Here is a 24723-nt window from a genome sequence, read left to right as displayed (position 1 = left end):
CCTCGGTCAGCGGTGGCCGGCGGCGACGGCCTTCTCGGTGGCGGCCCGTACCTCGGCCGCGACCGTGCCGGACAGCGCCGGGCGCGGCGGCCGGGTGGGACCCCCGCGGCGGCCGACGATGTCCATGGAGGACTTGATGGCCTGCACGAACTCGGTCCTGGAGTCCCAGCGGAGCAGGGCGTGCAGGGACTTGTACAGCGGCAGGGCGGTGTCCAGGTCCTGGGCCACGGCGGCGCGGTAGAGCGCGGCGCAGGCACCGGGGAAGGCGTTGGGGTATCCGGCGATCCAGCCGACGGCACCGGCCAGCGCCAGTTCCAGGAGTACATCGTCCGCGCCGATCAACAGGTCCAGTTCGGGGGCGAGTTCGGCGATCTCGTAGGCGCGGCGCACCTCGCCGGTGAACTCCTTGACCGCCACGATGCCGCCCTCGCCGTGGAGGCGGGCGAGGAGCGCGGGGGTCAGGTCGACCTTGGTGTCGATGGGGTTGTTGTAGGCCACGATCGGCAGCCCCGCCCGGGCGACCTCGGCGTAGTGGGCCCGCACGGCCGACTCGTCGGCGCGGAAGGCGTTGGGCGGCAGCAGCAGGACGCTGCCGCAGCCCTCCTCGCCGGCCTGCTCCGCCCACCGGCGCGCCGCGGCGCTGCCGTACGCGGACACTCCGGGCAGCACGCGGGCACCGTCGCCGGCGGCCTCGACGGCGGTGCGCACCACGCGGGCGCGTTCCTCGTCGGTGAGGGTCTGGTACTCGCCCAGGGAGCCGTTGGGCACGACGCCGTCGCAGCCGTTGTCGAGGAGCCAGCGGACGTGTGCGGCGTACGCGTCGTAGTCGACGGACAGGTCCTCGCGCAGGGGCAGGGCGGTGGCGACCATGATGCCGCGCCAGGGGCGTTCGGCGCTCCAGGAGGCGGCGAGGGAGGGAGTGACGGAGGTGGTGGTCATGAAGGGGGCCTTCCGTGACGTGTGGTGGTGCCGTGGTGGGTGAGCTTTCCGTGGTGTGTGACATTGCATAAGGTGATGCCTGGCGCCCGCCTGGGGCCGTGCGAGGGGGGTGGTGGACCGTGGTGGCTGCGGGGTGCCCGTCAGCCGCCGGCTCCCTCCTTCGGACCGCTCTCCTTCGAACCGCTCTCCGCCGGACCGGCGACTTCCGGACCGGCGGCTTCATGGCCTGCGCTCCCCCGGCGCCCACCACTCCCGGCAACGTCCAGCCGGGGAAGGGGAGTTGACGCTCGTACGCGCCGGTGGCGAACAGGACCGCGCGGGCGTGCCACCCGTGGTCCCGCCGGCGACCGGGCCGCGGTCGAGCACGATGACGCTCAGTCCGCACCGGGCCGCGAAGTAGGCACACGCGGCGCCGACCACGCCCGCTCCGATGACGAGGAGATCCGGAGAAGAGTTTCTCGTGGGCACGTCAGTAATATTTCACATTGCACCATCGCTGCCAAGAGACCTTCCCGCCCCCGCGTCAATTCCCTTGCGCACGACCGGAGTCCGGCCCGTACGGCCAACGACCTCAGCCCTCCGTCAACTCACCCATCCGTCAACTCACCCATCCATGCCTCCACCGCCTCCGGCGTCCGCGGCAGGGCGCTCGACATCAGCCGCGCCCCCTCCCCCGTGATCACCAGGTCGTCCTCGATCCGTACGCCGATGCCACGCAGTTCGGGTGGGAGCGTCTCATCGTCCGGCTGGAGGTAGAGGCCGGGCTCGACCGTCAGGACCTGCCCCTCCTCCAGCACCCCGTCCAGGTAGGCGGTCGCCCGCGCCCGGGCGCAGTCGTGTACGTCGAGCCCGAGCATGTGCCCGCTGCTGCACAGGGTGTAGCGGCGATGGAAGTCCCCTTCCGGGCTCTTCAGGACGCCCCATTCGGTGAGCCCCTCAGCGAGCACCCGCATCGCCGCGCGGTGGAAGTCACGGAAGCGCGCGCCCGGCTTCAGGGCGGCGATGCCCGCCTCCTGGGCCGCGAGCACCAGGTCGTACACCTGCCGCTGCACCGGGGAGAACCGCCCGGACAGCGGCAGGGTGCGGGTCAGGTCGGCGGTGTAGAGGGTGTCGGTCTCCACGCCGGCGTCCAGGAGCAGCAACTGCCGGGCGTCCAGAGGGCCGTCGTTGCGTATCCAGTGCAGGACGCAGGCGTGGGCGCCGCTGGCCGCGATGGTCTCGTAGCCGGTGCCGTTGCCCTCGGCGCGGGCGCGCAGGCCGAAGACGCCCTCGATCCACCGCTCACCGCGCGGATGGGCGAGGGCGCGCGGCAGACCGCGGACGACGTCCTCGAACCCGGCGGCGGTGTGGTCGACGGCGAGCTGTAGCTGCGCGACTTCCCAGGCATCCTTGATGAGCCTCAACTCGCTGAGGACGGAGGCGAGTTCGGAGTCGGTGGCGGCGTCGCGGCCCGGCGGCAGTGCGCCGAGGTCGGCCAGGTGGACGCAGTGGACGCCGGTCATGCGCGCGGCCTCGACGAGGTCGGGACGGCGGCCGACCCAGAACTCGCCGTAGCGGCGATCCCGGTAGAAGCCGCCGTCGGTGCGCGGGGAGCGGGGGCGGAGGTACAGGACCGCTTCGTGCCGGTGCGGTCCGTCCGGCTCCAGGACCAGGACGTGTCCGGCCTGGTCCTCGCCGGTCAGGCCGGTGAGCCAGGCATAGGCGCTGTGCGGCCGGAACCGGTGGTCGCAGTCGTTGGAGCGGACCGAGAGTTCCCCGGCGGGGACGATGAGTCGTTCGCCGGGGAAGCGGGCGGAGAGGCGTTCCCGGCGGGCGGGGGTGACATCGGCGGCGGGCAGTCGGATGTCGTCGGGCATCGGCGTGGCCGCCCAGTCGCGCGCCAGGAACCGCGCCAACTCCGGTGAGACGGGCAGGTCGTGGCTGGCCGTGCGTGGGGCGGTGGGGACGGTTTCCTTCACGGGTTCTCCTCCTCGGTCGCCGAGCGGCTCGCCCGCCTCCCGCGAACAGCTCGCCCGGGACGCGACTGCGCGATGGAGCAGGCGACACCTCGTCAGTGCAATTTCACATTACTGTGTTACGCCTCGCGCGCCAGCCCCGCGGACCACCCGACCCGGACACGGCGCGACCGCTGGTCCGAACCGACCGACACGGGACGGGATTTCTCCGGAAACAGCCCCACAGAGGCGTTGCCGGCACGGGCCGCGCACGGCGACGACAACCTCACCGACTTGAACCGCTCCTTCGACGAGGTGGCCGTGGCGTCCGACGGGCGCACGGGCACCTCGGACTTCCACTGCGAGGGGCCGCCGCACGGCTGACCCGGACCCCACGGCCGGCACCGGGCGGCCCACCCGGTGCCGGCCGCCGGTCCGACGGAGACTGGAAGTGCGGCATACCGCTGCGCGGGTCAGCGGTGAGCGGACCGGGAGCGAGGTGAGGTCATGCAGGACGTGATCACCGTGGGCGTCGACGGGACCCCCGAGGCGACGGCCGCCGTGCGGTGGGCGGCGCACGAGGCGGAGCTGCGGCGGGCCCGGCTGCGGCTGCTGCACGCCTGGGTACTGCTGGCACCCGAACCAGAGCCCGGGCCGACCGGCGAGGACGACCAGAACTACTGGCCGCACCGGATCATCGGCGACGCCCTGGAGGTCGTCCGGGACCGCCACCCGGACCTCCCGGTGGACGAGGCCCTGGTGGCCAAGGACCCGCTCGCCGCCCTGAAGGAGGCGGCCGACCAGTCGTCGCTGCTGGTCCTGGGCTCGCGGGACCTGGGCCCGCTGGCGCGGTACGTGATGGGCGAGATCGGCCTCCAGGTGGTGGCGCACACCCACACCCCCACGGTGCTGGTCCGGTCCCGACCGGGCACCGCGTCACCGGCGCCGGGCGCCCCGGTGACGGCCGGACTGAGCCTGCACGAACCGTGCGAGGCCCTCCTCGCCTTCGCCTTCGAGAGCGCCGCCCGGCGGGGCGTCCCGCTACGCGTCGTGCACGGCCGGCACCTGCCCTCGTACGCGTACAACCGCGGCGGCGGGGTCGAGCCGGTCGCCGCCGAGCAAGCGGCCGCGGACGCCCGGCAGGAGCTGACGGCCGCGCTCCGCCCCTGGCAGGAGAAGTTCCCCGACGTCCGGCTGGACGCCCGGGTGGAGCAGGAGAGCCCGGCGCGGGCGGTGCTACGGGACACCTCGGACGCCGCGCTGCTGGTCGTCGGCCGCCGGCACAAGCTGCACTTCCCGGCGCCGAAGATCGGCCATGTGGTCCAGGCGGTGGTGCACCACGCGCCGTGCCCGGTCGCGATCGTGCCGCACGAGTGAACTCACCGCCGCGGCCGCGGTGCCGCACGGACGGGCGCCGGCGCGCTCCCGAGGTGCGCCGCGTCCCGCACGGACAGGCGCCCCGAGCGGTTTCTCCCAACAATGGGTGGCAGGGGCTACGGACGGCGTGCGGGACCCGGCGCACCGGGGCACGGTCCGGTGCGGCCCCGGAGGACACCGCGGAGGTGAGCCATGGCGAAGACCACCGAGTGGCCGGTCCGGCTGATTCTCACCGAGGAGGACGGGACGACCCGGGCGCGGGTGGAGCTGGACACCGGCACCCAGGCCCTCACCGGGCACGGCCGGGCCCGTTGCAACCCCGAGGACCCGGACGTCCCGGTGATCGGCGACGAACTGGCCGCCGGCCGGGCCATGAAGGACCTCGCCGGGCAGCTGATCCGGCTGGCGGACCACGACCTGGCGGGCGTCGGCGCCGCACCGCCGGGGCACGAGCGGCGCACCGTCTACGGCTGGCCGAACGAGCTGGCCTGAAGACCGCCCGCGGGTCGGCGGCCGGGCCGTGCGCGGCCCCGGTCCGCCGGCACGGCCCGGGAAGGAGCCGGCGATGCCGGATGGGACGACGGCCGGTCCGACCACGACCGACCTGTACGAAGTGACCATGGCCCTGTCGTTCCTGCGCGAGGGGATGACCCGGCCGGCCACCTTCAGCTGCTTCGTCCGGGAGCTCCCCGCGGAACGGGGCTTCCTGGTCGCCGCCGGGGCGGAGGCGGTGCTCGACTTCCTCTCCCGGTTCCGGATCGGGCCCGACGACGTGGAGGTGTTCGCGGAGGCGCTGCACCGGCCCACCATGGACCTGGCGCCGCTGCTGGGGCTGCGCTTCGCCGGGGAGGTCCGGGCCGTGCCGGAGGGCCGGGTGGTGCTGGCCGGCGAACCCCTGCTGGAGATCACCGCGCCGCTGCCGCAGGCACAGCTGGTGGAGACCTTCGTGCTGAACCAGCTCAGCCACCAGACCGCGATCGCCGCCAAGTGCGCGCGGTGCGTCCTGGCGGCCCGCGGCCGGCCGGTGGTGGACTTCTCGCTGCGCCGCACGCACGGGGTGGAGGCGGGCCTGCGGACCGCGCGGCTGGCGGCGATGGCCGGTTTCGCGGGGACCAGCAATGTGGCGGCGGCGCACGCCGAGCGCCTGCCGGCGGTCGGCACCATGGCGCATTCCTACGTCGAGGCGTTCGAGGACGAGGAGGCCGCCTTCAGCGCCTTCGCGCGGGCCCATCCGGGGCCGGTGACGTTCCTGGTGGACACCTACGACGTCGATTCCGGGGTGGCCGCGGCGGCCCGGGTGCTGCACGCCCTGAACCGGACCGAGGGGGCGGCGATCCGGCTGGACAGCGGTGATCTGGCGGCGCTGGCGGTCCGGGCCCGGGCGATGCTGGACCGTGCGGAGCTGCCCGGGGTGCGGATCGTGGCCAGCGGCGGGCTGGACGAGTTCGCGGTGGACGACCTGGTGCGGGCCGGGGCGCCGGTCGACGTGTTCGCGGTGGGCACCCGGGTCGGGGTCAGCGCCGACGCGCCGTACCTCGATTCGGCGTACAAGCTCGTCGCGTACGACGGGCGGCCGGTGATGAAGCTGTCGACGGCGAAGGCCACCGCCCCGGGCCGCAAGCAGGTCTTCCGGCACCCGGGCTGCCGCGATGTGATCGGGTTGGCCGAGGAGCCGGCGCCGGCCGGCAGCGTGCCGTTGCTGGAGACGCTGATGCGCGACGGGATGCGCTGTGCGCCGCGGACCCCGCTGGCGGACGCCCGGTCCCGGCTGGTGGCGGACCTCGCGGAGCTGCCGACGACGGCCCGGGCCATCCGGGCGCCGGTCCCGGTGCGGCCGTCGGTCTCCGCACCGCTGGCCACCCTCGCCCGGCACGTGCAGCGGCGGATCGAACGGGCGGTGCTGGCCCCGTACGACCACTTCGCCTGACACCCCCCGGCGGGGCCCGGCCGGGGACTCAGCCCCGCGGGACCACCACGACCGGGCAGGCGGCGTGGTGCAGCGCGGCGTGCCCGACCCGGCCGAGTTGCAGCCCGAAGTGGCCGTGCCGGTGGCGGGCCCCGAGGACCAGCAGGTCCGCCGCGGCGGACCGCCGGACCAGCACCTTGTGCGCCGGCCCCTCGACGGTGGTGCAGCGGACGTGCACCGTCGGGTGCGCCGCGGCCTCCGCCGCCACCGCCGCGTCGACCAGCGCCGACGCCTGCTGCTCGGCCTGGTGCTCGGGTCCGGCGGCGCGCTGGGTGCGGTCGGCGGTCTCGTAGGCGGGGCACCGCCAGGCGCGGATCGCGTCGAGGGCGCAGCCGCGGGCCTCCGCCTCCCGGAAGGCGAACCGGACGGCCGGGGAGCCCTTCGCGGTGTCCCCGACGCCGAGCAGTACCCGGTCGTGGCTGCTCGCCAGGCCCGCCCGGTCACCGCGGACCACCACCACGGGGTGCCGGGCGCGGGCCGCCACCAACAGGCTGACCGAGCCCAGCAGCAGGTCGGCGAACTCCCCACGCCCCTTGGAGCCGAGGACCACCGCCGTGGCGTAGGGCGCCTCGCGGAGCAGCGCGGTGACCGCGTCGTCGGCCAGGACCTGGACCGAGACCTCGACCTCGGGGTTGCGGCGGTTGACGCGGTCGGCGGCGGACGCGACGACCCGGTCGGCCATCGCCTGCTCGGCGGGGGCGCTCTCCTGTGGGGCCACCCCTTCGTAACGCTCCCACCGGGACGCGTAGACCAGGCGCAGCGGCAGTCCGTGGAGCGCCGCCTCGTCCACCGCCCAGTCCAGGGCGCGCAGCCCGGCGTCCGATCCGTCCACGCCTACGACCAGGGGGAGTTCCATCGTCCCCACCGCCTTCCGTCGCTCGGGCCGCGGCCGTGCCGGGGCGGCACCGGGGCGGGGCTCGCGCGGCCGGCGGTGCGGGTCCGGACCGCGGCGTCCGGTGGCGCCCCTCGGCTCCCTTCCATCGTGTGCCCCGGTCCCCGCGGCACGCCAGGGCATGCGGGGCCACGAGCGGCCCGGGCCGGGATGTCGTGGTGCCATGGAGGGACGCATCTGACGAAGGAAGGCTGGAGGGACCCGCCATGTCCGCCGCGTCGCCGCTGGCCGCGTGTCTGCGCTGGGTGCGGGCCGTGGTCTTCGACACCGACGGCGTGCTCACCGACTCGGCGGGGCTGCACGCCGCGGCCTGGCAGGAGGCGTTCGACGCCTGCCTGGCGGCCGCGGGCGGCGGACGGCCCTTCGACCCGGTGGACGACTACCTCCGCCATGTGGACGGCCGGTCCCGGCTGGACGGCGCCGCCGCGTTCCTGGCCTCCCGGGGGCTGGCGCTGCCGCCCGGCTCCCCCGACGACCCGCCGGGCACCGGCACGGTGGCGGCGGTCGCGGCCCGCAAGGAGGAGGTGTTCACCGCGCTGCTGCGGGAGGGCGGGGCGGCCGTCTGGCCGGGCAGTGTGCGTCTGGTGCACGCGCTGCGCGGGGCAGGTGTCCCGTGCGCCGCGGTGTCCGCGTCCCGCCATGCCACCGAGCTGCTGTCCCGGGCGGGCCTGCTGGAACTGTTCGGGGCGGTGGTGGACGGCAACGAGGCGGCCCGGCTGGGGCTGCCGGGCAAACCCGACCCGGCGCTGTTCGCGGAGGCGGCCCGGCGGCTGGCCGTCCCGCCCCGGGAGGCGGCCGTGGTGGAGGACGCCACGGCCGGCGTCGAGGCGGGCCGCCGCGGCGGCTTCGGCCTGGTCGTGGGCGTCGACCGGAGCGGCACGCCGGGGCACGCGGCCGCACTGCGCCGCCGCGGCGCCGATGTGGTGGTCAGCGACCCCGGCGACCTGCTGGTGCCCGGGGCGGCCCCGTGACGGCGCCGGCCTGGACCTGGACGTACGAGGGGTACGACCCGGAGGACGAGCGGCTGCGGGAGGCGCTGTGCACGCTCGGCAACGGCCGGTTCGCCACCCGCGGCGCCGCGTCGGAGTCGCCGCGCGGTCCCGTGCACTACCCGGGCACCTACGCGGCCGGCCTCTACAACCGGCTGACCTCCACCGTCGCCGACCGCCGGGTGGAGAACGAGGACCTGGTCAACCTGCCCGACTGGCTGCCGCTGCGCTACCGCATCCGCCCCCAGGGCGCCCCGGAGCCCGGCCCGTGGCTCTCCCCCGACCACCCGCACCTGACCGGGCACCGCCGGACCCTGGACCTGCGCCGCGCCACCCTGACCCGCTGGTCGTCCTACGAGGACGAGGCCGGGCGGCGGCTGACCGTCACCGAACGCCGTCTGGTCCACATGGCCGAACCCGATCTGGCCGTCCAGCGCACGGTGTTCACCGCCGAGGGCTGGTCCGGGACGGTGGAGGTCGCGGCGGGGCTCGACGGCGACGTCCGCAACAACGGGGTGGCCCGCTACCGCGCGCTCGCCGACACCCATCTGACCGGCTGGGAGACCGGCGCCGGGGAAGACGGCGCGTGCTGGCTGCGCTGCCGCACCCGTGCCTCCGGCATCACCGTCGCGCTGGCCGCCCGCTTCCGCGCCGCCCCGCGCGGCGGTACCGCCCGCACCGATCTGGCGCCGCGCCGGACCTGGCGGGTGCTGACCGTCCCGGTCCGGCCCGGCGCCCCGGCGACCGTGGACAAGACGGTGGCGCTGCACACCTCGCAGGACCGGGCCCGCGCCGCACCGCTGCCGGCCGCCCTGGACGCGGTCCGCCGGGCCCCGGCCGTACCGCGGCTGCTGGCCTCGCACCACCGCGCCTGGCAGCACCTGTGGCGGCAGGTGCGGCTGGACGTGCCCGGCCCGGCGGGCCGGATCCTGCGGCTGCACGTCTTCCACGTGCTGCAGACCCTCTCCCCGCACACCGCGCGGCTGGACGTGGGGGTGCCGGCGCGCGGTCTGCACGGCGAGGCGTACCGGGGGCACGTCTTCTGGGACGAACTGTTCGTGCTGCCGTTCTTGAACCTGCACTTCCCGGAGGTGTCCCGGGCTCTGCTGGACTACCGCCACCGGCGGCTGCCGGCGGCCCGGCGGGCGGCGCGCGAGGCGGGCCGGGCGGGCGCGATGTACCCGTGGCAGAGCGGCAGCGACGGCCGCGAGGAGACCCAGCGGCTGCACCTCAACCCGCGCTCGGGCCGCTGGCTGCCGGATCACTCGCACCTCCAGCACCATGTCGGCTCGGCGATCGCCTACAACGTGTGGCAGTACTGGCAGGCCAGCGGCGACACCGCGTTCCTGCACACCAAGGGCGCGGAGATGCTGCTGGAGATCGCCCGCTTCTGGGCGGCGAGCGCCGACTGGGACCCGGCGCTGGGCCGCTACCGCATCCGCGGGGTGGTCGGCCCCGACGAGTACCACGACGGCTATCCGGGCGCCGACCGGCCGGGCCTGGACGACAACGCCTACACCAACGTCACCGCGGCCTGGGTGCTGACGCGGGCGCTGGAGCTGTGCCGGACGCTGCCCGAGACGCGCCGACGACCGCTGTTCGAGCGGCTGGCGCTCTCCCACGACGAGCGGCAGCACTGGGACGACCTCGCGCACCGGCTGCACGTCCCCTACCACCGGGGCCTGATCAGCCAGTTCGCAGGCTACGGGCAGCTGGCCGAACTCGACTGGGCGGGCTACCGGGCCCGCTACGGCGACATCCGGCGGCTGGACCGGATCCTGGAGGCGGAGGGCGACACCGTCAACCGCTACCAGGCGTCCAAACAGGCCGATGTGCTGATGTTGGGCTACCTCTTCTCGCCGTCGGAACTGGCCGGTGTCTTCGACCAGTTGGGCTACCGCCTGGACGACGACATCTGGCGGGCGACCGTCGACCACTACCTGCACCGCACCTGCCACGGTTCGACGCTCAGCGCCGTGGTCCACGCCTGGGTGCTGGCGCGGGTGCGCCGCGACGACGCCTGGGCGTACTGCGAGGAGGCGCTCACCGGCGACGTCGCGGACGTCCAGGGCGGCACCACCGGGGAGGGCATCCACCTGGGCGCGATGGCCGGCACCCTGGACTTCGTGCAGCGCGGGATGACCGGTCTGGAGACCCGGGACCGCGCCCTGTGGCTGGATCCGGCGCCGCTCCCCCAACTCTCCAAGTTCGGCGTGCGGTTCCGCTACCGCCGCCACCGGGACATCGACCTGCGGATCCGCGCCGACCGGGTGCGGATCACCGTGCCGGACTCGGAACACGCCGCGGTCCGGGTCCGACTGCGCGGCCGCCCGTTCACGGTCGCCCCGGGAACGTCCCGCCGCATCGACCTCCCCGACAACTGAACTCGCCTGCCAACAAGGCAGATTGACGTGGCGTCAGCCAGGGCGGGGCAGCGGTTCCACCGGCTCCGCCGCCGCGTCCGGATCCGCCCCGTGCAGATACTCCTCACTGATCCGCTTCGGCCCGAACGGCCACTCCCGCTCTACGCGGGCCCACGCCAGGAACGCCACCAGCCCCGCCGCGACCCAGGCCAGCGACCATTCGATGGGGTGCCGGCCGGGGGCACTGCGGTCCGCGTAGCCGTAGATCACCAGCCAGCCGACCAGCGCGACCAGGCTCGGCAGCGGGTGCAGCCAGATGCGGTACGGGCGGCGCAGCGCCGGCTGCCGGCGCCGCAGCACGGTGACCGCCGCGATCTGGGCCAGCGCCTGCACCAAGACCATCACCGTGGTGAGCAGTTGGATGACCGTCGCCAGGTCGGTGTGCCGGCCCAGCAGGAAGCCAGCGGCCATGATGCTGCCCATCGTCAGCAGCCCCAGGACCGGGAAGCGGTGGCGGGGGTGCAGCGTCCCGTAGGGGCGGAAGAACACCCGGTCCCGGGCGGCGTCGTAGGGGACCCGGGAGCCGCCGAGGAGCCCGGTGAAGACGGAGGTGACGGCGGTGATCAGGATGAGCACGGTGACGGCGTCGGCGGCGGTGCGGCCCCAGGTGCGTTCCAGGACGGCGGAGGCGACCGAGGAGCCGGCCGTGCTGTGCGGATCGAGCATTTCGCGCCAGTCGACGACGCCGAGGGTGCCGATCTGGAGCAGCAGGTAGATCACCATGATGCCGAGGATGGAGAAGAGGATGGCGCGCGGCAGGGTGCGGCCGGGGCGTTTGATCTCGGCGCCCATGTAGGCGGTGGTGTTGTAGCCGAGGTAGTCGTAGATGCCGATGGTGAGCCCGCCGGCGAAGCCGACCCAGAAGTGACCGGCCGTCAGGTCAAGGGCGTGCGCGGGGTAGGTGAAGGCCCGCTCCGGGCTGAAGTGGGTGAACGCCGCGACGATGACCAGGCCGACGGCGGCGATCATCACCGTCCACAGCACGACGGTGAGCCGGGCGATCCGCTCCACCCGCCGCCACAGCAGCACCACGATGCCGGCGGTGACGGCCAGGCCGACCGCGTCCCCCTGCCCCTGGCTCATCCCCGGCCACAGATAGCCCAGGTACTGCACGAAGCCGATGACGCCGGTGGCCATCCCGAGGGGGATGAACAACATCGCCGTCCACACGAACAGAAACGGCATCAGCTTCCCGGTGCGGTACTGGAACGCCTGCCGCAGATACACATAACTGCCACCGGCCCCGGGCAGCGAGGCGCCCAACTCCGCCCAGATCAGCCCGTCGGCGAGCGCCAGCACCGCGCCCGCGACGAAGCCGACGACCGCCTGCGGACCGCCGAACGCGGTCACCATCAGCGGGATGGTCACGAACGGCCCGATCCCGCACATCTGGCTCATGTTGATCGCGGTGGCCTGGAACAGCCCGATCCGGCGGACGAATCCCACCCGTTCCCCAAGGAGGTCCGGCATGCCTGGCAGCCCCTTCCCGTGCCGGCGCGCACGCCGGTCCGCGGCCCGTTCCGCCGGCCCAGGCTGACACGTCCGCCGCCACCACGCACCGGCCGGGAGCGAACTTCAGGTGCCCGCGGCGCGAGCGGCGCCCCTCGACCGGCCCCGCCGCCTACACCTCCCCGTACGCCTCCCCGCCGAGCTCCAGCCGGGCCGTACCGGCCGTGGTGTCCGCCAGCCAGGCCCGGAACCCTTCCAGATCGGCCTCCGGCAGCCCCACCTCGATGCTGACCTCGGCCCCGTAGGTCACCTCGCGCACCGCCCGCCCCGTGGTGCGCAGGTCGTTCTCCAGGCGGCCCGCGCGCTGGTGGTCCACGGTGACCGTCACCAGCCGGAACCGCTGCCGGGTGACCGTGCCCAGCACGTCCAGCGCCTCACCGACCACACCCCCGTAGGCGCGGATCAGGCCGCCCGCCCCGAGCTTGATGCCGCCGAAGTACCGCGTGACGACGGCGACCACGTAGCGCATCTCGCGCCGCACCAGCATCTGCAACATCGGCACCCCGGCCGTGCCGCCCGGTTCGCCGTCGTCGCTGGCCTTCTGCACGCCGCCGTCGGCCCCGAGGACGTACGCGAAGCAGTGGTGCCGGGCGGTCGGGTGTTCCTTGCGGATGCGCGCGATGAAGTCCTGGGCCTCCCCCTCCGTCGCGACCGGCGCGAGCGCGCAGAGGAAGCGGGACTTGTTGATCTCGATCTCGTGGACACCCTCGCGGGCCAGCGTCCGGTACTGCTCCTGCATCCGACCAGCCTACGGGCCGGTCCGACCGGGACGAGCGCGGCACCCGACGCCCAGCGCCGCGCTGCGGTGTCCGCCGTACGGGCGCAGTCCGCACCGCCGGGCGGCGTACCCGGGCCGTCCGCACGGTGCGTCGGGGAGACGTCCGCCGCCCCCGTGGGCACTGTGGCCCCAGCGGGACCCCGCGGCCGCAGGACGGCCCTGGGGCCCCGCGGGACCGGAACGGCGGCTCGGCGGAGGGCTTGATGGACGACAGCACACAGGCGGCGATGACAGCCGGCGTTCCGGTGACCGGCGAGGAGATGCCGGTGCCGCCCCCGGAGGTCGTCGAGGCGGCCCGCGAGGCACCGGACCACTGGCTGGCCATGGTGGACCTGACCTGGGCAGGAGAGGGCGCGCCCCCGCTGTGGGCGGTGATCGGGCAGTGGCGGTCGGGCCCGGACGGCGAGATCGCCGAGTGGCGGGACAACCCGGAGTACCGCCCGTCACCGCAGATGTTGGACTGGGCGGACCCGACCGACCCGGTGGACCGCGCGGTGCAGTTGTCCGCCACCGGCTACGGCCCGGACCGGGCGGTCTGCGAGGAGCTGGCGCAGGCGGAGGTGTCCGTCCTGGTCACCGCCGCCGGCGCACCGCTGGCGGCGGCCTCCCCCGAGGGCGCCCCGGTGGTCCCCGTCTACACCTCCGCCGCCCAGTTGGAATCGGCGGGCCGACTGCTCTACGACCGGCGGCCGGCGGCCGAACTGGTCGAGCAGCTGCCACCGGGACACGCCCTCTACCTCAACCCGTCCGGGCCGGTGAGCATGGTCGTGGAGTCCGAGCAGCTGCGTGCGGCACTGACCGCCGCGGGCGGCACCGGCGCCACACAGCGCACCCGGGAGCCGGCCACCGGCACGGCGCTGCGGCCCGGCACCGGCTCCGGGGCGCCCGAGCCGGTGGGCAGCGGCCCGGCGATCGGCAAACCGGCCCGCTCCGCGGCGGGCGGCCGCGTCGTCGGCGCCGGACTGGGCCGCCGCACCGGCTGACCGCCCACCCCCTGAACCCGCCCCGCCCGTCTTCCCCTTCGGGCGGGGCGTTTTGCTGCGCCCCGGCGGCGTCGTGACCGCGGGTAGCCTCCACACACCCCCTGCCTAGCCGTGACCCGCCCGTAATCGAAAGTTCGCAGAACTCTGCCGACGGTCTGTCGGTCTCACCAGGCAGAGATCGCTCCCGCAGGGGGGAGCTCCGGGGGGTTCGCGCAATGGCCGAGAAACACTCGGGGAACAGACTGGCCGCACTCGACGGCCTGCGATTAGCCGCCGCCTTGATGGTGGTCTTCCACCACTACGCCGCCCTCGCCGTACCGTGGGGCCACACCACCGGCACCATCTTCCCGACCGCCCACAAGGCAGCCCAGTACGGATGGTTGGGCGTCGAGGTCTTCTTCCTGATCAGCGGCTTCGTCATCTGCATGAGCGTATGGGGCCGCACGGTGGGCCAGTTCGCGGTCTCCCGCGTCTCCCGGCTGTTCCCCGCCTACTGGGCCGGCATCCTGCTCACCGCCGTGGCGGTGAAGATGTGGCCGGAGGTCACCTCCCTCCGCGGCTGGGACACGGTGATCACCAACCTGACCATGCTCCAGGCCGGCAACAACACGCCCAACGTGGATCCGGTGTACTGGACGCTCTTCGTGGAGCTCAAGTCGGAACAGCCTCCCCGCCCCGGTCCTGGTCGCGTCGGTCACCGCACTCATGCTGGCGGCCGCCTGGCTCGTCCACCGCCTCGTCGAACGCCCCCTCGGCGCATGGCTCCGCACCCGCATGCGACGCGGCATCGACGACGTCCGCCAGCACGTCGCACCACGCCGCAGACACGCCCGCCCGACCACACCCCCCACGCCCACCGTGCCCCGCCAGGCCGAAGGCGACCGGACGTCGCCGCCCGCCCGCACCTTCGAATCCGTCTGACCGGCACCGCTCCAGAAAGAGCAACGGATTCAACGCATCCGGGGGATCCAGCGGATTCAGGCGAATCACGGGAATCACGGGAATCACGGGAATCAGGCGAGCCGATCACCTGTTGTGCCGTAGCGGAACCACGAACGACAGGAGCCCCCGTGCACGGCGACCAGGCAACCATCCGCAGGATCCTCACCGAGCTCGGCGACACCTGGGCCGTGGTAGGGCTCTCGACCAACCGGCAGCGCGCCGCCTACCGCGTCGCCGAGGTGCTGCGGAGCTACGGCAAGCGGATCATCCCCGTGCACCCCAAGGCCGAGACCGTGCACGGCGAAGTGGGCTACCCGTCCCTGGCGGCCGTCCCGTTCACGATCGACGTCGTCGACGTCTTCGTGCGCAGCGACCTCGCCGGAGCCGTCGCCGACGAGGCCGTCACCATCGGCGCCAAGGCGGTCTGGTTCCAACTCGGCGTCACCGACGACGACGCCTACCACCGCACCCGCACCGCCGGCCTCGACATGGTCATGGACCGCTGCCCGGCCATCGAGATCCCCCGGCTCGACTGACCCCGGCTGCGAGAATGCCCGGATGATCATCAGACCCGCGCGGGAGTCGGACATCCCCGGTCTGCTCGGCCTGGCGGCCCAGGTCGAGCACTGGTTCGGCGCCATGGTCGCGGAGCCCGGTTTTCACCGCGCCCTGGACAGGCACCTTGGCCGGTCCACGGCGCTCGTCGCCGTCTGCGCGCAATCGGCGCTCGTCGGCGGCCTGTTGTTCGGTGCGGAGCCCCCGGCCTACCACGTCCACTGGCTCGTCGTCTCGGAGGAGGCACGCGGGACGGGCGTGGGCCGCGCGCTGGTGGCGGACGCATCTTGCGGCGGGCGCGCTCGGTTGGATCGACGAGCGGCTGCCGTCCCCGGTCAACCCGACCGGACGGATGGGCTTCGTCTTCAACGTCTGTACGGATCCCCGGTACCGGGGCCGGGGCTATGCCCGGGCGACCACCGAAGCCCTGCTCGGGCGGTTCGCGCAGCAGGGCATCGGCCGGGTCGATCTGCACGCCACGGACGCCGCGGTACCGCTCTACCGCAGCCTCGGCTTCACCGAGCACAGCACGCCGCTCTCCCTGGACCTGCGTCGGCGACCGAGCGCCGAGGTCGGCTGACCGCGGCCCTCAAGGCCCGGCCCGGTGGCCGGGCGCCCGGTGGTCAGGCGACGCCCAGCCCCTCCAGAACCGTGGCGCCCGGAAGTTCGGCCAGCGCCTTACCGGGCACGATGAGCTTGCCCCGGCGGCTGCCGCTGCCGACCAGCGCGTAGGGGGTGTCGGCGACCGCGGCGTCCACCAGCAACGGCCAGGACGCGGGCAGGCCGATCGGGGTGATCCCGCCGTACTCCATACCGCTGTCGCCGACCGCGGTGTCCATCGGGGCGAACGACGCCTTGCGGGCGCCCAGATGGCGGCGGACCACGCCGTTGACGTCGACGCGGGTGGTGGAGAGGACGACACAGGCGGCCAGCGTGACCTCGCCGCCGCGCTTGCCGGCCACCACCACACAGTTCGCCGACTGCTCCAGCAGCCAGTCGCCGTAGTGGGCGACGAGGAGTTCGGTGTCCGCGATGGCCGGGTCCGTGTCGACATACCGGAACTCCTCCACGGGGACGGAGCCGCGCCAGCCGCGCAGCGCGGCGGCCACTGGTGCGGGCAGGAGGTCCAGGCACTCGGCGGCGGTCCGGACTTCGTCGAAGGCATCCATCGGCACGGGCATACCGCCAAATTAGCAGGCGCAGCAGGTCGAGCGACCCGCCGGAATGATCACCGACGTGGTCGTCCCGACCGGTGCCGGGCCGCCGCTGCGGTAGCCGTGCGGGACCTCGGCCCCGAAGGTCGCCGAGGCGACGGTGACGACCCCGTACGGTGCTTCGTCGAGGAGCTGGCGTACGGGCCCGGGCCTCGACGGGGCGTCCGTGGCGCGCCGCACGCTCGCCCCCACCGTGGTCCCGGCCCTCGCCTCCGGCGCTAGTGAAGGCCCTGATCACAGAGGCGCCCACGACCGTGGCCGGTACCTCAGCAGCGGGTTCTAGCCCTCCGCCGGCTCCCACTCCCCCAGCGCCAGCAGCTGCTCCGGTGTGACGCCCTCCGGGATCGGGACCGGTGCCGGTGTCCGCAGCGGCGGCTGCCAGCCCTCGCCCGGTTCCCAGCGGCGGACGATCCTGGCGGGCGCCCCGGCCACCACCGCGTGGTCGGGGACCTCGCCGCGGACCACCGCGCCGGCCGCGACCACCACGTTCCGCCCCAGCCGTGCGCCGGGGAGGATGACCGCCCCGGTGCCGATCCAGCCGCCCGGCCCGATGACGACCGGGTCGGTGCGCGGCCACTGCTTGCCGACCGGCGTCTCGGGGTCGTCGTAACTGTGGTTGGTCGTGGTGACGTAAACGCCGGGGCCGAAGAAGCAGTCGTCGCCGATCGTCAGGCGAACGTCCGCGATCACATGGCTGCCGCGCCCCAGCACCACACCGTTGCCCAACGTCAGGATCGGGTCGGGGCCCAGGTCGAGGTCCGGCATCATGCCCGCGGTGAGCGTGACGTCCTGGCCGACGATGCAGTGCGCGCCCAGCTCGATCCAGGGATCGCCGAAGACCGTGCCCTGGGGGAACGCCAGCCGGGTGCCGGTGCCGATCCGGCGGAAGCGGTACGGGCCGGGGCGCTCCGCCGTGACGGCCGCGCTCTCCCGCACCCAGCGCGCCCCGCGGTGGACGGCGCGGGACACCGCCCGGCGCCGCCAGGCCGTCAGGGACGAGAACACGTTCTGGTTTATCGGCACCCGCACACCGTACTCAGCGGGCCCGGGCGCCGACCGCGCGTCGGGCTGTGATCTTCACCCCACCCGCGGCCGCCCCGGCCACCCCGCGCCCGCGTCGTCTACGGTGCTGGTGGCGCGGCACTCAACCGGCGAGGAGATGCGCAGATGGCAGAACGGTCAGTGATCGTGGCGGTGGGCGGCGAGGCGCCGAACATCGACCCCGGGGCGTACACCGCACCCACCTCCGTCGTCGTCGGCGACGTCACCCTGGCCGCCGGGACGAGCGTCTGGTACCACACCGTGCTGCGCGCCGACAGCGGCCCCATCGTCCTGGGGGCCGACAGCAACATCCAGGACAACTGCACGGTGCACGTGGATCCGGGCTTCCCGGTGACCGTCGGCGAGCGGGTCTCGGTCGGCCACAACGCCGTGCTGCACGGCTGCACCGTCGAGGACGACGTCCTGGTCGGCATGGGCGCCACGGTGCTGAACGGGGCGCACATCGGCGCGGGTTCGCTGATCGCGGCCCAGGCTCTGGTCCCGCAGGGGATGCGGGTGCCGCCGGGCTCGCTGGTCGCCGGGGTGCCGGCCAAGGTCAAGCGCGAACTGACTCCGGAGGAGCGGGAGTCCATCAAGCTGAACGCCGCGAACTACCTGGAGCTGGCGGCCCTCCACCGCGCGGCCGTCCCGGTCGGCACGGACGGCGCGGATGCCGGGGAGTCCGCGGGCTGACGGCCCCGGATGCGACGGCGGTGCGGCCTGGTCAGGGCCGCACCGACGGGTCTGCGTCCCCCGTTGCCGTCGGGGTTCAGCCCCGGCGGGCCTGGTGGGCGGCGCTCAGCGCGGAGGAGAACAGCTCCGCGTCGAAGAGCGTGGCGTCCGCGAGGCGGTTGGCGTTCCCGTAGGCGTTCATCATGAGCTTGGCGGTGCGCAGCGCCGTGGGCGACCGGCGGACCAGCGGCTTGGTCCACCGCGTGACGGCGGCGTCCAGCTCGTCCTCGGGGACGACGGTGTGCAGTATGGACAGGTCCGCGGCCTTCTCGGCGTCGAAGTTGGCGCCGGTGAGCATGAGTTCACGGACCTTGGCGGCGCCGGCTTCGTGCAACAGCCGCGGCAGCGAACCGCCCCAGGCCGGCGGCAGGCCGAGCGCGAGCTCCGGCATCCGGAAACGGCAGTTGTCGGCACCGGCCCGCAGATCACAGAAGAGCGCGAGCGCCAGCCCCGCTCCGATGACCCCGCCGTGCAGTCGGGCGATGGTGACGGTGGGGGCGGTGGCCAGGGCGTCGCAGACCCGGCGCGCCTTGCCCGCCAGGCTCCGGAGGTCCGCACCGTCCGGGTCGGTGGCGAGGAGTTCGCCGAACTCCCGGCGGTCGCCGCCCAGACAGAAGTCGTCACCTGCGCCGGAGAGGACCATGACGCGTACGCGGGGGTCGTCGTGCAAGGTGCCCAGTACGGCGAGGAGTTCGTCCAGGAGCAGTCCGGAAACCGCGTTCCCGGTCTCCGGACTGTGCAGTTCCACTTGCGCGACCGGCCCCTCGGTTCTCACCCGGAGGGCCTTGAAGTCTTCCATCACGATGTGCTGTCTTCCTCTGCTTCCCACGTGCCTGCCAGGGACCGACGATATGTCAGGATTCAACTACCTGTAGCTCCACGATCCGCCGGAACCCCACCCGCGGCGCATAGACCGGCGGGGCACTGACCCGCAGTCCGGGCATACGGCGGAGCAGCGCGGTCAGCAGCGTGCTGGCCTCCAGGCGGGCCAGGGGCGCACCGAGGCAGTAGTGGATGCCGCCGCTGAAGCTGAGGTGGCTCGCCTTGCGGCGGATGTCGAAGATCTCCGGATCGGCGAAGTGCGCGGGATCGTGATTGGCGGCGCCCACCATCAGGTGCACCATCCGGTCCTTCTCGATGCGCACGTCACCGATCGTGCAGTCCTCGGGGGCGACCCTGCTGATGATGTGGTTCGGCGAGTCGTAGCGCAGGACTTCCTCGATGGCCTCGGGTATGTGCTCCTGGTGCGCGCGGAGCCATCCGAGCTGCCGCGGGTGTTCCAGGAGGAGCCACACCATGCTGGACAGCAGGGTCGCCGTGGTCTCCGGGGCGGCCAGGAACACCAGGAGCGCCAGCAGGTACACGGCCTCGTCGGCCGCCTCCCGGTCGGGTTCGAGCTCGTCCCAGGTGCGCAGCCAGTTCGAGACCGGGTCGTCGCCCGGGGACCTGCGACGTTCCTGCACCAACTCCCGGAAATAGGACTCCAATTGCATGGTGGCGGCATCGGAAAGCGCGAGTTGACTCGCGGAGGGCAGCAATTCCTGGGTGAATACCTGGTCGTGGGCCAGCGACCGGAGCAACCCATGGTCCGCCACGGGCAATTGCAGCCACTCCCCGATGGAACACATCGGGAGTTCCTCGCTCACCAACGTGCTGAAATCGGCGGAACCGCCCCGCAGTTCGTCGGCAAGCCGGTCGAGAAGGCGCTCGGCATGCGTCTCGATGGCACTCGTGATACCGGTTACGCATTTCCGGTCGAAAAGATTGCCCAACGACCGCCGCACCCGGGTGTGATGCGGCGGATTGAGCGCCGGCAGAGTCCGGCCCATTTCGGTCGAAGACGGCGCACCCCAACGGGTACCGCCGCCCTGACGTGCCCGCCAGGCACTGTCGGGGACCTGCCACGTCCGGTCCCGGAGGATGCGGTCACACAAACCGTAGGAGTTGATCAGGTACCCGCCCCAGGGGGCCGGAACTACATCGCCCATTGCCCTGAGTTCAGAGTAAATGGGCAAGGGATTCGCTTGTCCGCTCCCCTTTCGCAAACGCGAGAAGAGCGAAACCACCGCACGCCGGTCAACGGACCGAGAGGCCAGGGCGGGCTCCACGACAACTCCTTTTCAGAAGATCATGTAAGACGCGACACCCCTACCTACCCTTGCCCCTGAACATTCATACGACGCACTCATGATCGACTTCGTTGCGAACGTCACATCTTCCACCACGTCAGAAACCCGCTCCACCAGCTACTCTTCCGAGATTTACCGGAAGCCTGCTCCTGTGCGGCTGCGGCAATGGCACCGGCACCCACCGGAGCCGGCATCGGCCCGGCGGAACGGCGCTCGGCCCGCACGGGCGTGAAACGGGCCGGCAGCGAGTTGAGGGCCCGGTGGAAGGGGCCCGGCCGCCAGGTCAAACTCTCCTCGGGCACGCCGAGTTCGATGTCCGGCAGCGCGTTCAGCAGCTTCTCGATGGCCAGCACCGAGATCAGCAGCGCCGGGTCCTTCGCCGGGCAGGCGTGCGGGCCGGCGCCCCAGGCCAGGTGCGCCCGCTTGCTCAACGTCTGCCGCCCGACCGAGAGACCGGGATCGGTGTTGGCCGACGCGAAGCTGATGAGGACGGGGCTCCCGGCCGGGAGCTTGCTGCCGGACACCTCCACGTCCTGCACCGGGTAGTGCGTCGCGTAGTTGGCGATCGGCGGGCTGTTCCACAGCACGTCGTGGATGGCGTCGTCGACCGGCAGACCGGCCGAGTGCTGACCGCCCGCGTACCGCTCGTCGCACAGCATCAGCCGCAGCGCGCTGGAGATGAGGTTCTGCATCGGCTCCGCGCCGGCGCCTATCAGCATCACCAGCTGGTGGATCATCTCCTCGTCGGAGAGCTGGGAGGGATGCTGCATCAGCCACGAGGTGACGTCTTCGGCCGGGGTGGCGCGCTTGAGGGCGACCAGTTCCAGCAGCGACTCCGTCAGGGTCTCGTTGGCCTTCTCCGCGTCGATGCCGTCGAAGATGCCGGAGAAGCCGAACACCAGCCGGTCACCGATCTCGGCCGGGCAGCCGAAGAGGTCGTTGAAGACCAGCAGCGGCAGCCAGCGGGCGTAGTCGGCGACCAGGTCGGCCTTCCCGTGCCCGCCGAACTGCTCGATCAGGTACTTGGCCACCCGGTCCACATGCCGTCCCACCCGGTGCATGTCCAGCCGCGCGAGGCTGTCCGTCACCGCCTGACGCAGCCGCAGGTGGTCGGCCCCGTCGGAGAACATGCTGTTCGGCCGGTACATCAACATCGGCAGCACGGGGCTGTCCAGGGGCACCCGGCCCTCGTTGAGTGCACGCCAGCGCCGCGGGTCGCGGGCGAAGGAGTCGGGGTTCTGCAGGATCTGCAGCGCCGTCGCGTAGTCCGTGACGAGTTCCGCCTCGACACCGGGGGAGAGTTCGACCGGGGCGGTCGGACCGTACTGCCGCAGCTGCTCGTACACCGCGTGCGGCGCGGCGGCGAATTCCGGGCCGTGCAGGGACGTCTTCATGCCGTCGGCATGTGCCGGGCACCCCGGCGGCGGAGTCTGGAATTCCGGATGAGATTGCATGGATGCACTCCTAGTTGAGGCGGGACTGCAGATAGCGGACCAGCGTGATCAGGGAATCCGCCGACGACTTCTGGTCACGCGCATCGCAGTTGATGACCGGCGTTTCGGGGAGGAGATCGAGCGCCTCCCGGATCTCGTCGAGCGAATGCGCCGGCGTCCCGTCGAAGCGGTTCACGGCGATCGCGTACGGGATGCCGTAGTGCTCCACCAGGTCCATGACAGGGAAGGACTCCTGAAGACGCTGCGGATCGACCAGGATCAACGCCCCGAGCGCCCCACGCGTCATGTCCTCCCACACCTGAACGAATCGCTGCTGTCCGGGAGTTCCGAACAGATACAGGACCAGCCGTTCGCTCAGCGTCAACCGCCCGAAGTCCATGGCGACCGTCGTCGTGGTCTTCCCCGGCACCGCCCGCAGGTCGTCGATTCCCGCGCTGGCCTGCGTCATCACCTCTTCGGTGCGCAGCGGCGGAATCTCCGACATGGTGCCGATGAACGTGGTCTTGCCCACGGCGAAGTGCCCGACGACCAGGATCTTCGCCGCGGTCTGCACGGAATTCCGCAGGTACACACCGTCATCCAAAGCGAGCCTGGAGCCCATTCAGCACCTCCTCAAGGATTTGCCGTTCGACAAGCTGAGCACTGGGGATGGGCGCGCGCACATAGAGATGGCCCTCCTCCGTGAGATCGAACACCAGAATTTTGACGACGCCCACCGGAAGCCCGGTGTGCCCGGCTATCTCGGCGATCGACAGAAAACCCCCGGAACACAGCTCCAACAGACGCTGCTTCTCCGGGTCGAGCGGTTTGGTCCGGGGCGGTTCCTGAGCGACGGTGACCAGTGTCAGCAGCGAGAAAGAGCTGTCATCGACGAGGTCCCGGCCGTTGGTGATGACGTACGGCCGTACTAATTCCGCTGCTTCCTGTACCAGCTCCGGCTCGTCATCGGTCGTCATGGTTGGATATCGGCCCTCTCACGCGGAGGACTGGTCAGCGCCTTGCCGAGCTGGCCGACCAGTTGTTGCATCCGGAACGAGATCTCTGCCATGTCGACATCGGGCGACGCCGAAACCGCGAGATATGCACCTTCACCGGCCGAGATGAGGAAGACCCAGCCGTGATCGAATTCCACCAGCGTCTGCCGCCACTGCGGGCGCATGGCCGAACGGTCGTTGTTGCAGAAGTCGGAAACCGTGCGGCTCAACGACTGCATACCGCTCATCGCGGCGGCCACAGTATCGGCGTGGTCCCGGCCGACTTCCCTGGAACGGGCCATAAGGAGGCCGTCGGCGGAGACGAGAATGGCATGCTGCGCTTCAGGCAATTCCAGAGCACTGTCAAGCATCCACGACAGATCGTAGTTCACGGAACCTCATGCCCTTCACTGCTTGCTTGGGTGGAACGACGGCCCGACTGCGTACCACGCTGGAACGCACCCATGGCGGACGCGGTCCGGGCGCTGTCACGGACCGGAGTGGGGGTGCCCTCGGCCGCCGGCGGCACGATGGATATGGCGCCGCGACGGCGCCGCTTCGGCAGTCCGCCGGCGGTCGTCTCGTTCACCGCCGGGGCCTCGATGTCCGGGCCGCCGAAGGCGGGAACTGCCGGCGCGCGGTGGCGCCCCTGGACCGCGGCGCTCTGCTGACCAGGAGGATTCTCGGGCGGCAACGGAGTGGACGCGGCCACGGCAGGACCCTCCTCGGGCTCGTGCAGGGACGTGAGCAACTCGTCGGGGAGCAGGACGACCGCGCGCACACCGCCGTACGGCGAGGTGGAGTCGACCGAGACCGTGAAGCCGTAGCGGGCGGCGAGCACACCGATGACGGTGAAACCGAACTGCGGCGGGTTGCCGAGGCTGGAAACACTCGCCGTATTACCGCCGGAAAGCAGCTGGCCGGCCCGCGCCTTCTCCTCCTCGTTCATACCGACACCGGCGTCGTCCACGACGATGCACACGCCCTTGGGCACCGGGCGGATGTTGAGCTCGATCACCGTTTCCGGTGCGGAATAGCTGGTGGCGTTGTCCAGCAATTCAGCAAGGACCAGCGCCACCGGTTCGACGGCGCGGCTCACGATGGCGAAGTTGCTCTGCGAACGGATCTCGACGCGAGTGAAGTGACGAATGCGTCCCTTTGCACTGCGGACCACGTCGTAGAGCGAGGCATCATTACGACGCCGGCCGAGCCAACCGTCACAGAGCACCGCGATGGACTGGGCCCGTCGCGCGAACTGCGAGTTCATGTGGTCGATATCGAGCAGGTCCTGGAGGATCTTATGCTCGCCGTACGCCTCCTGGAGCTTGGAGATCGTCAGCTGCTGCTCGCTCGCCAGACCCTGGAGGGTCCGCATGGCGGCCTTCAGGGTATTCTTGGTCGCTTCTTCGGCGCGGTCCTTGGCCTCCTCCACGGCCTCCGCGTAGTGCTCTTCCAGCTGCGCGTAATGCTGTTTCAGCTCAATTTTTTCTTTTCTTAGCTCCGAAATCTTTTTCCGGCCACGAATAATCGCGGTAGCGGCGACAGGTGTACCAGCGACCAATGCCCACAGCGCTGGATCCTGGAGATATTGCGTCATAGGTCTCTCTTCGGATGACGAAGCCACCAGGTGCCGAATGCCCGGCTGCCGTGTGGATACTCACGCGCGGCCCCAGACATAGACGAACGGCCGGGCACAGTCGCCTGCCAGAAAGCCTCTGAAGGCCCGGATAATGGCATAGCTCTCCCCGGGGTGGCGATTTTCTCAGGCCAATGCGCGGAATTTCCTTTTGCCATAGCAGGTGACTACCCGGTTGGCAAGTGCGATGATCTTAGCATCACGCCATCGGCTGAAGTCCAACAGCGATCCGTAACGTTCTGGCACCTGACGGAGA

Annotated in this window: 26 protein-coding genes and 3 pseudogenes; 13 read left to right on the top strand and 16 right to left on the bottom strand. The window is 72.1% G+C overall.

What is annotated here, in order from left to right; translation table 11 throughout:
* Nucleotides 1-6: 6 nt before the first annotated feature.
* The 3 genes and pseudogenes from ACFVT2_RS27340 to ACFVT2_RS27330 form a co-directional block, all read right to left on the bottom strand.
* Nucleotides 7-939, bottom strand: coding sequence for a dihydrodipicolinate synthase family protein (locus tag ACFVT2_RS27340; protein ID WP_390022107.1), 933 nt, complete (start codon nt 937-939; stop codon nt 7-9).
* Nucleotides 940-1266: 327 nt separating this feature from the next.
* Nucleotides 1267-1407 (bottom strand): annotated as a pseudogene (locus ACFVT2_RS27335) (FAD-dependent oxidoreductase); the annotation flags it as partial.
* Nucleotides 1408-1526: 119 nt separating this feature from the next.
* Nucleotides 1527-2897 carry an aminopeptidase P family protein gene (locus ACFVT2_RS27330; RefSeq protein WP_390022106.1) on the bottom strand — a complete coding sequence of 457 codons (1371 nt, stop codon included), beginning with the start codon at nt 2895-2897 and terminating at the stop codon, nt 1527-1529.
* A 228-nt stretch (nt 2898-3125) separates the two neighbouring features.
* Between ACFVT2_RS27330 and ACFVT2_RS27325 the strand changes: the two genes are divergently transcribed.
* From ACFVT2_RS27325 to ACFVT2_RS27310, 4 genes are all read left to right on the top strand, one after another.
* The gene (locus ACFVT2_RS27325; RefSeq protein ID WP_390022104.1) at nt 3126-3257 is read left to right on the top strand and encodes a hypothetical protein; all 132 of its coding nucleotides are present in this window, start codon (nt 3126-3128) and stop codon (nt 3255-3257) included.
* A gap of 123 nt (nt 3258-3380) precedes the next feature.
* A complete protein-coding gene (locus tag ACFVT2_RS27320) occupies nt 3381-4250 on the top strand; it encodes a universal stress protein (RefSeq protein WP_390022103.1) in 870 nt (289 codons plus the stop codon).
* A gap of 192 nt (nt 4251-4442) precedes the next feature.
* Nucleotides 4443-4742 carry a DUF1876 domain-containing protein gene (locus ACFVT2_RS27315; protein WP_390022101.1) on the top strand — a complete coding sequence of 100 codons (300 nt, stop codon included), beginning with the start codon at nt 4443-4445 and terminating at the stop codon, nt 4740-4742.
* Between the two features lie 73 nt (nt 4743-4815).
* On the top strand, nt 4816-6177 hold the full coding sequence (locus ACFVT2_RS27310) for a nicotinate phosphoribosyltransferase (protein WP_390022099.1): 1362 nt from the start codon (nt 4816-4818) through the stop codon (nt 6175-6177).
* A 28-nt stretch (nt 6178-6205) separates the two neighbouring features.
* Here the strand turns inward: ACFVT2_RS27310 and ACFVT2_RS27305 are convergent, their stop codons facing one another.
* Entirely contained in the window at nt 6206-7072 is an 867-nt protein-coding gene (locus ACFVT2_RS27305) for a universal stress protein (protein ID WP_390022098.1), read from the bottom strand.
* Nucleotides 7073-7314: 242 nt separating this feature from the next.
* Between ACFVT2_RS27305 and ACFVT2_RS27300 the strand changes: the two genes are divergently transcribed.
* Both ACFVT2_RS27300 and ACFVT2_RS27295 read left to right on the top strand, forming a co-directional pair.
* Nucleotides 7315-8079 (top strand): HAD family hydrolase, encoded by a 765-nt coding sequence (locus ACFVT2_RS27300; RefSeq protein ID WP_390022096.1) that lies wholly within the window; start codon nt 7315-7317, stop codon nt 8077-8079.
* Nucleotides 8076-10481 carry a glycoside hydrolase family 65 protein gene (locus tag ACFVT2_RS27295; RefSeq protein WP_390022095.1) on the top strand — a complete coding sequence of 802 codons (2406 nt, stop codon included), beginning with the start codon at nt 8076-8078 and terminating at the stop codon, nt 10479-10481. Before ACFVT2_RS27300 ends, ACFVT2_RS27295 begins: the two co-directional genes overlap by 4 nt.
* A gap of 33 nt (nt 10482-10514) precedes the next feature.
* Here the strand turns inward: ACFVT2_RS27295 and ACFVT2_RS27290 are convergent, their stop codons facing one another.
* On the bottom strand, nt 10515-11990 hold the full coding sequence (locus ACFVT2_RS27290) for an APC family permease (protein WP_390022093.1): 1476 nt from the start codon (nt 11988-11990) through the stop codon (nt 10515-10517).
* Between the two features lie 151 nt (nt 11991-12141).
* Nucleotides 12142-12768, bottom strand: a complete 627-nt coding sequence (locus ACFVT2_RS27285) for a YigZ family protein (RefSeq protein ID WP_390022091.1) — start codon at nt 12766-12768, stop codon at nt 12142-12144.
* 242 nt (nt 12769-13010) lie between these two features.
* Between ACFVT2_RS27285 and ACFVT2_RS27280 the strand changes: the two genes are divergently transcribed.
* The 6 genes and pseudogenes from ACFVT2_RS27280 to ACFVT2_RS27255 all read left to right on the top strand — a co-directional run bounded on the left by ACFVT2_RS27280 (nt 13011) and on the right by ACFVT2_RS27255 (nt 15867).
* The gene (locus ACFVT2_RS27280; RefSeq protein WP_390022090.1) at nt 13011-13790 is read left to right on the top strand and encodes a type VII secretion system-associated protein; all 780 of its coding nucleotides are present in this window, start codon (nt 13011-13013) and stop codon (nt 13788-13790) included.
* Nucleotides 13791-14005: 215 nt separating this feature from the next.
* Nucleotides 14006-14383 (top strand): annotated as a pseudogene (locus tag ACFVT2_RS27275) (acyltransferase family protein); the annotation flags it as partial.
* A 112-nt stretch (nt 14384-14495) separates the two neighbouring features.
* Nucleotides 14496-14711: a hypothetical protein gene (locus tag ACFVT2_RS27270; protein WP_390022134.1), complete on the top strand. Its 216-nt coding sequence runs from the start codon at nt 14496-14498 to the stop codon at nt 14709-14711.
* 149 nt (nt 14712-14860) lie between these two features.
* Nucleotides 14861-15268, top strand: a complete 408-nt coding sequence (locus tag ACFVT2_RS27265; protein ID WP_390022131.1) for a CoA-binding protein — start codon at nt 14861-14863, stop codon at nt 15266-15268.
* Between the two features lie 22 nt (nt 15269-15290).
* A pseudogene (locus ACFVT2_RS27260) lies at nt 15291-15572 on the top strand (GNAT family N-acetyltransferase); the annotation flags it as partial.
* 67 nt (nt 15573-15639) lie between these two features.
* Nucleotides 15640-15867 carry a GNAT family N-acetyltransferase gene (locus ACFVT2_RS27255; protein ID WP_390022088.1) on the top strand — a complete coding sequence of 76 codons (228 nt, stop codon included), beginning with the start codon at nt 15640-15642 and terminating at the stop codon, nt 15865-15867.
* A gap of 43 nt (nt 15868-15910) precedes the next feature.
* Here ACFVT2_RS27255 and ACFVT2_RS27250 read toward each other — a convergent pair whose 3' ends face one another.
* The 3 genes from ACFVT2_RS27250 to ACFVT2_RS27240 all read right to left on the bottom strand — a co-directional run bounded on the left by ACFVT2_RS27250 (nt 15911) and on the right by ACFVT2_RS27240 (nt 17524).
* Entirely contained in the window at nt 15911-16468 is a 558-nt protein-coding gene (locus tag ACFVT2_RS27250) for a YbaK/EbsC family protein (RefSeq protein ID WP_390022086.1), read from the bottom strand.
* Between the two features lie 9 nt (nt 16469-16477).
* Complete coding sequence (locus ACFVT2_RS27245; RefSeq protein WP_390022085.1) at nt 16478-16681, bottom strand: hypothetical protein; 204 nt, start codon at nt 16679-16681, stop codon at nt 16478-16480.
* 99 nt (nt 16682-16780) lie between these two features.
* Complete coding sequence (locus ACFVT2_RS27240) at nt 16781-17524, bottom strand: acyltransferase (RefSeq protein WP_390022083.1); 744 nt, start codon at nt 17522-17524, stop codon at nt 16781-16783.
* Between the two features lie 144 nt (nt 17525-17668).
* Here ACFVT2_RS27240 and ACFVT2_RS27235 point away from each other — a divergent pair, with 144 nt between their 5' ends.
* Nucleotides 17669-18235 (top strand): gamma carbonic anhydrase family protein, encoded by a 567-nt coding sequence (locus ACFVT2_RS27235; protein ID WP_390022082.1) that lies wholly within the window; start codon nt 17669-17671, stop codon nt 18233-18235.
* A gap of 76 nt (nt 18236-18311) precedes the next feature.
* On the opposite strand, the gene ACFVT2_RS27230 is transcribed toward ACFVT2_RS27235, so the two are convergent.
* The 7 genes from ACFVT2_RS27230 to ACFVT2_RS27200 all read right to left on the bottom strand — a co-directional run bounded on the left by ACFVT2_RS27230 (nt 18312) and on the right by ACFVT2_RS27200 (nt 24428).
* The gene (locus ACFVT2_RS27230) at nt 18312-19076 is read right to left on the bottom strand and encodes an enoyl-CoA hydratase/isomerase family protein (RefSeq protein WP_390022081.1); all 765 of its coding nucleotides are present in this window, start codon (nt 19074-19076) and stop codon (nt 18312-18314) included.
* A gap of 52 nt (nt 19077-19128) precedes the next feature.
* Entirely contained in the window at nt 19129-20382 is a 1254-nt protein-coding gene (locus tag ACFVT2_RS27225) for a cytochrome P450 (protein ID WP_390022080.1), read from the bottom strand.
* 101 nt (nt 20383-20483) lie between these two features.
* Nucleotides 20484-21797 (bottom strand): cytochrome P450, encoded by a 1314-nt coding sequence (locus ACFVT2_RS27220; protein ID WP_390022078.1) that lies wholly within the window; start codon nt 21795-21797, stop codon nt 20484-20486.
* A gap of 70 nt (nt 21798-21867) precedes the next feature.
* Nucleotides 21868-22458 carry an ATP/GTP-binding protein gene (locus ACFVT2_RS27215; protein ID WP_390022076.1) on the bottom strand — a complete coding sequence of 197 codons (591 nt, stop codon included), beginning with the start codon at nt 22456-22458 and terminating at the stop codon, nt 21868-21870.
* Complete coding sequence (locus ACFVT2_RS27210; RefSeq protein ID WP_390022075.1) at nt 22433-22813, bottom strand: DUF742 domain-containing protein; 381 nt, start codon at nt 22811-22813, stop codon at nt 22433-22435. The genes ACFVT2_RS27215 and ACFVT2_RS27210 overlap by 26 nt, the downstream gene beginning before the upstream one ends.
* The gene (locus ACFVT2_RS27205) at nt 22810-23223 is read right to left on the bottom strand and encodes a roadblock/LC7 domain-containing protein (RefSeq protein WP_390022073.1); all 414 of its coding nucleotides are present in this window, start codon (nt 23221-23223) and stop codon (nt 22810-22812) included. Before ACFVT2_RS27205 ends, ACFVT2_RS27210 begins: the two co-directional genes overlap by 4 nt.
* Nucleotides 23220-24428: an ATP-binding protein gene (locus ACFVT2_RS27200; RefSeq protein WP_390022071.1), complete on the bottom strand. Its 1209-nt coding sequence runs from the start codon at nt 24426-24428 to the stop codon at nt 23220-23222. Before ACFVT2_RS27200 ends, ACFVT2_RS27205 begins: the two co-directional genes overlap by 4 nt.
* Nucleotides 24429-24723: the final 295 nt, after the last annotated feature.

It is taken from the genome of Streptomyces sp. NPDC058000, from assembly GCF_042886435.1.
Lineage (GTDB): Bacteria > Actinomycetota > Actinomycetes > Streptomycetales > Streptomycetaceae > Streptomyces.
This window is presented reverse-complemented; position numbering and strand designations above follow the sequence as displayed.

Coding starts and splice junctions, on each gene's coding strand:
- ACFVT2_RS27340 (WP_390022107.1), bottom strand. CDS start 939: ATGACCACCACCTCCGTCACTCCCTCCCTCGCCGCCTCCTGGAGCGCC.
- ACFVT2_RS27320 (WP_390022103.1), top strand. CDS start 3,381: ATGCAGGACGTGATCACCGTGGGCGTCGACGGGACCCCCGAGGCGACG.
- ACFVT2_RS27315 (WP_390022101.1), top strand. CDS start 4,443: ATGGCGAAGACCACCGAGTGGCCGGTCCGGCTGATTCTCACCGAGGAG.
- ACFVT2_RS27310 (WP_390022099.1), top strand. CDS start 4,816: ATGCCGGATGGGACGACGGCCGGTCCGACCACGACCGACCTGTACGAA.
- ACFVT2_RS27305 (WP_390022098.1), bottom strand. CDS start 7,072: ATGGAACTCCCCCTGGTCGTAGGCGTGGACGGATCGGACGCCGGGCTG.
- ACFVT2_RS27300 (WP_390022096.1), top strand. CDS start 7,315: ATGTCCGCCGCGTCGCCGCTGGCCGCGTGTCTGCGCTGGGTGCGGGCC.
- ACFVT2_RS27290 (WP_390022093.1), bottom strand. CDS start 11,990: ATGCCGGACCTCCTTGGGGAACGGGTGGGATTCGTCCGCCGGATCGGG.
- ACFVT2_RS27285 (WP_390022091.1), bottom strand. CDS start 12,768: ATGCAGGAGCAGTACCGGACGCTGGCCCGCGAGGGTGTCCACGAGATC.
- ACFVT2_RS27280 (WP_390022090.1), top strand. CDS start 13,011: ATGGACGACAGCACACAGGCGGCGATGACAGCCGGCGTTCCGGTGACC.
- ACFVT2_RS27270 (WP_390022134.1), top strand. CDS start 14,496: ATGCTGGCGGCCGCCTGGCTCGTCCACCGCCTCGTCGAACGCCCCCTC.
- ACFVT2_RS27255 (WP_390022088.1), top strand. CDS start 15,640: ATGGGCTTCGTCTTCAACGTCTGTACGGATCCCCGGTACCGGGGCCGG.
- ACFVT2_RS27250 (WP_390022086.1), bottom strand. CDS start 16,468: ATGCCCGTGCCGATGGATGCCTTCGACGAAGTCCGGACCGCCGCCGAG.
- ACFVT2_RS27235 (WP_390022082.1), top strand. CDS start 17,669: ATGGCAGAACGGTCAGTGATCGTGGCGGTGGGCGGCGAGGCGCCGAAC.
- ACFVT2_RS27220 (WP_390022078.1), bottom strand. CDS start 21,797: ATGAAGACGTCCCTGCACGGCCCGGAATTCGCCGCCGCGCCGCACGCG.
- ACFVT2_RS27215 (WP_390022076.1), bottom strand. CDS start 22,458: ATGGGCTCCAGGCTCGCTTTGGATGACGGTGTGTACCTGCGGAATTCC.
- ACFVT2_RS27210 (WP_390022075.1), bottom strand. CDS start 22,813: ATGACGACCGATGACGAGCCGGAGCTGGTACAGGAAGCAGCGGAATTA.
- ACFVT2_RS27200 (WP_390022071.1), bottom strand. CDS start 24,428: ATGACGCAATATCTCCAGGATCCAGCGCTGTGGGCATTGGTCGCTGGT.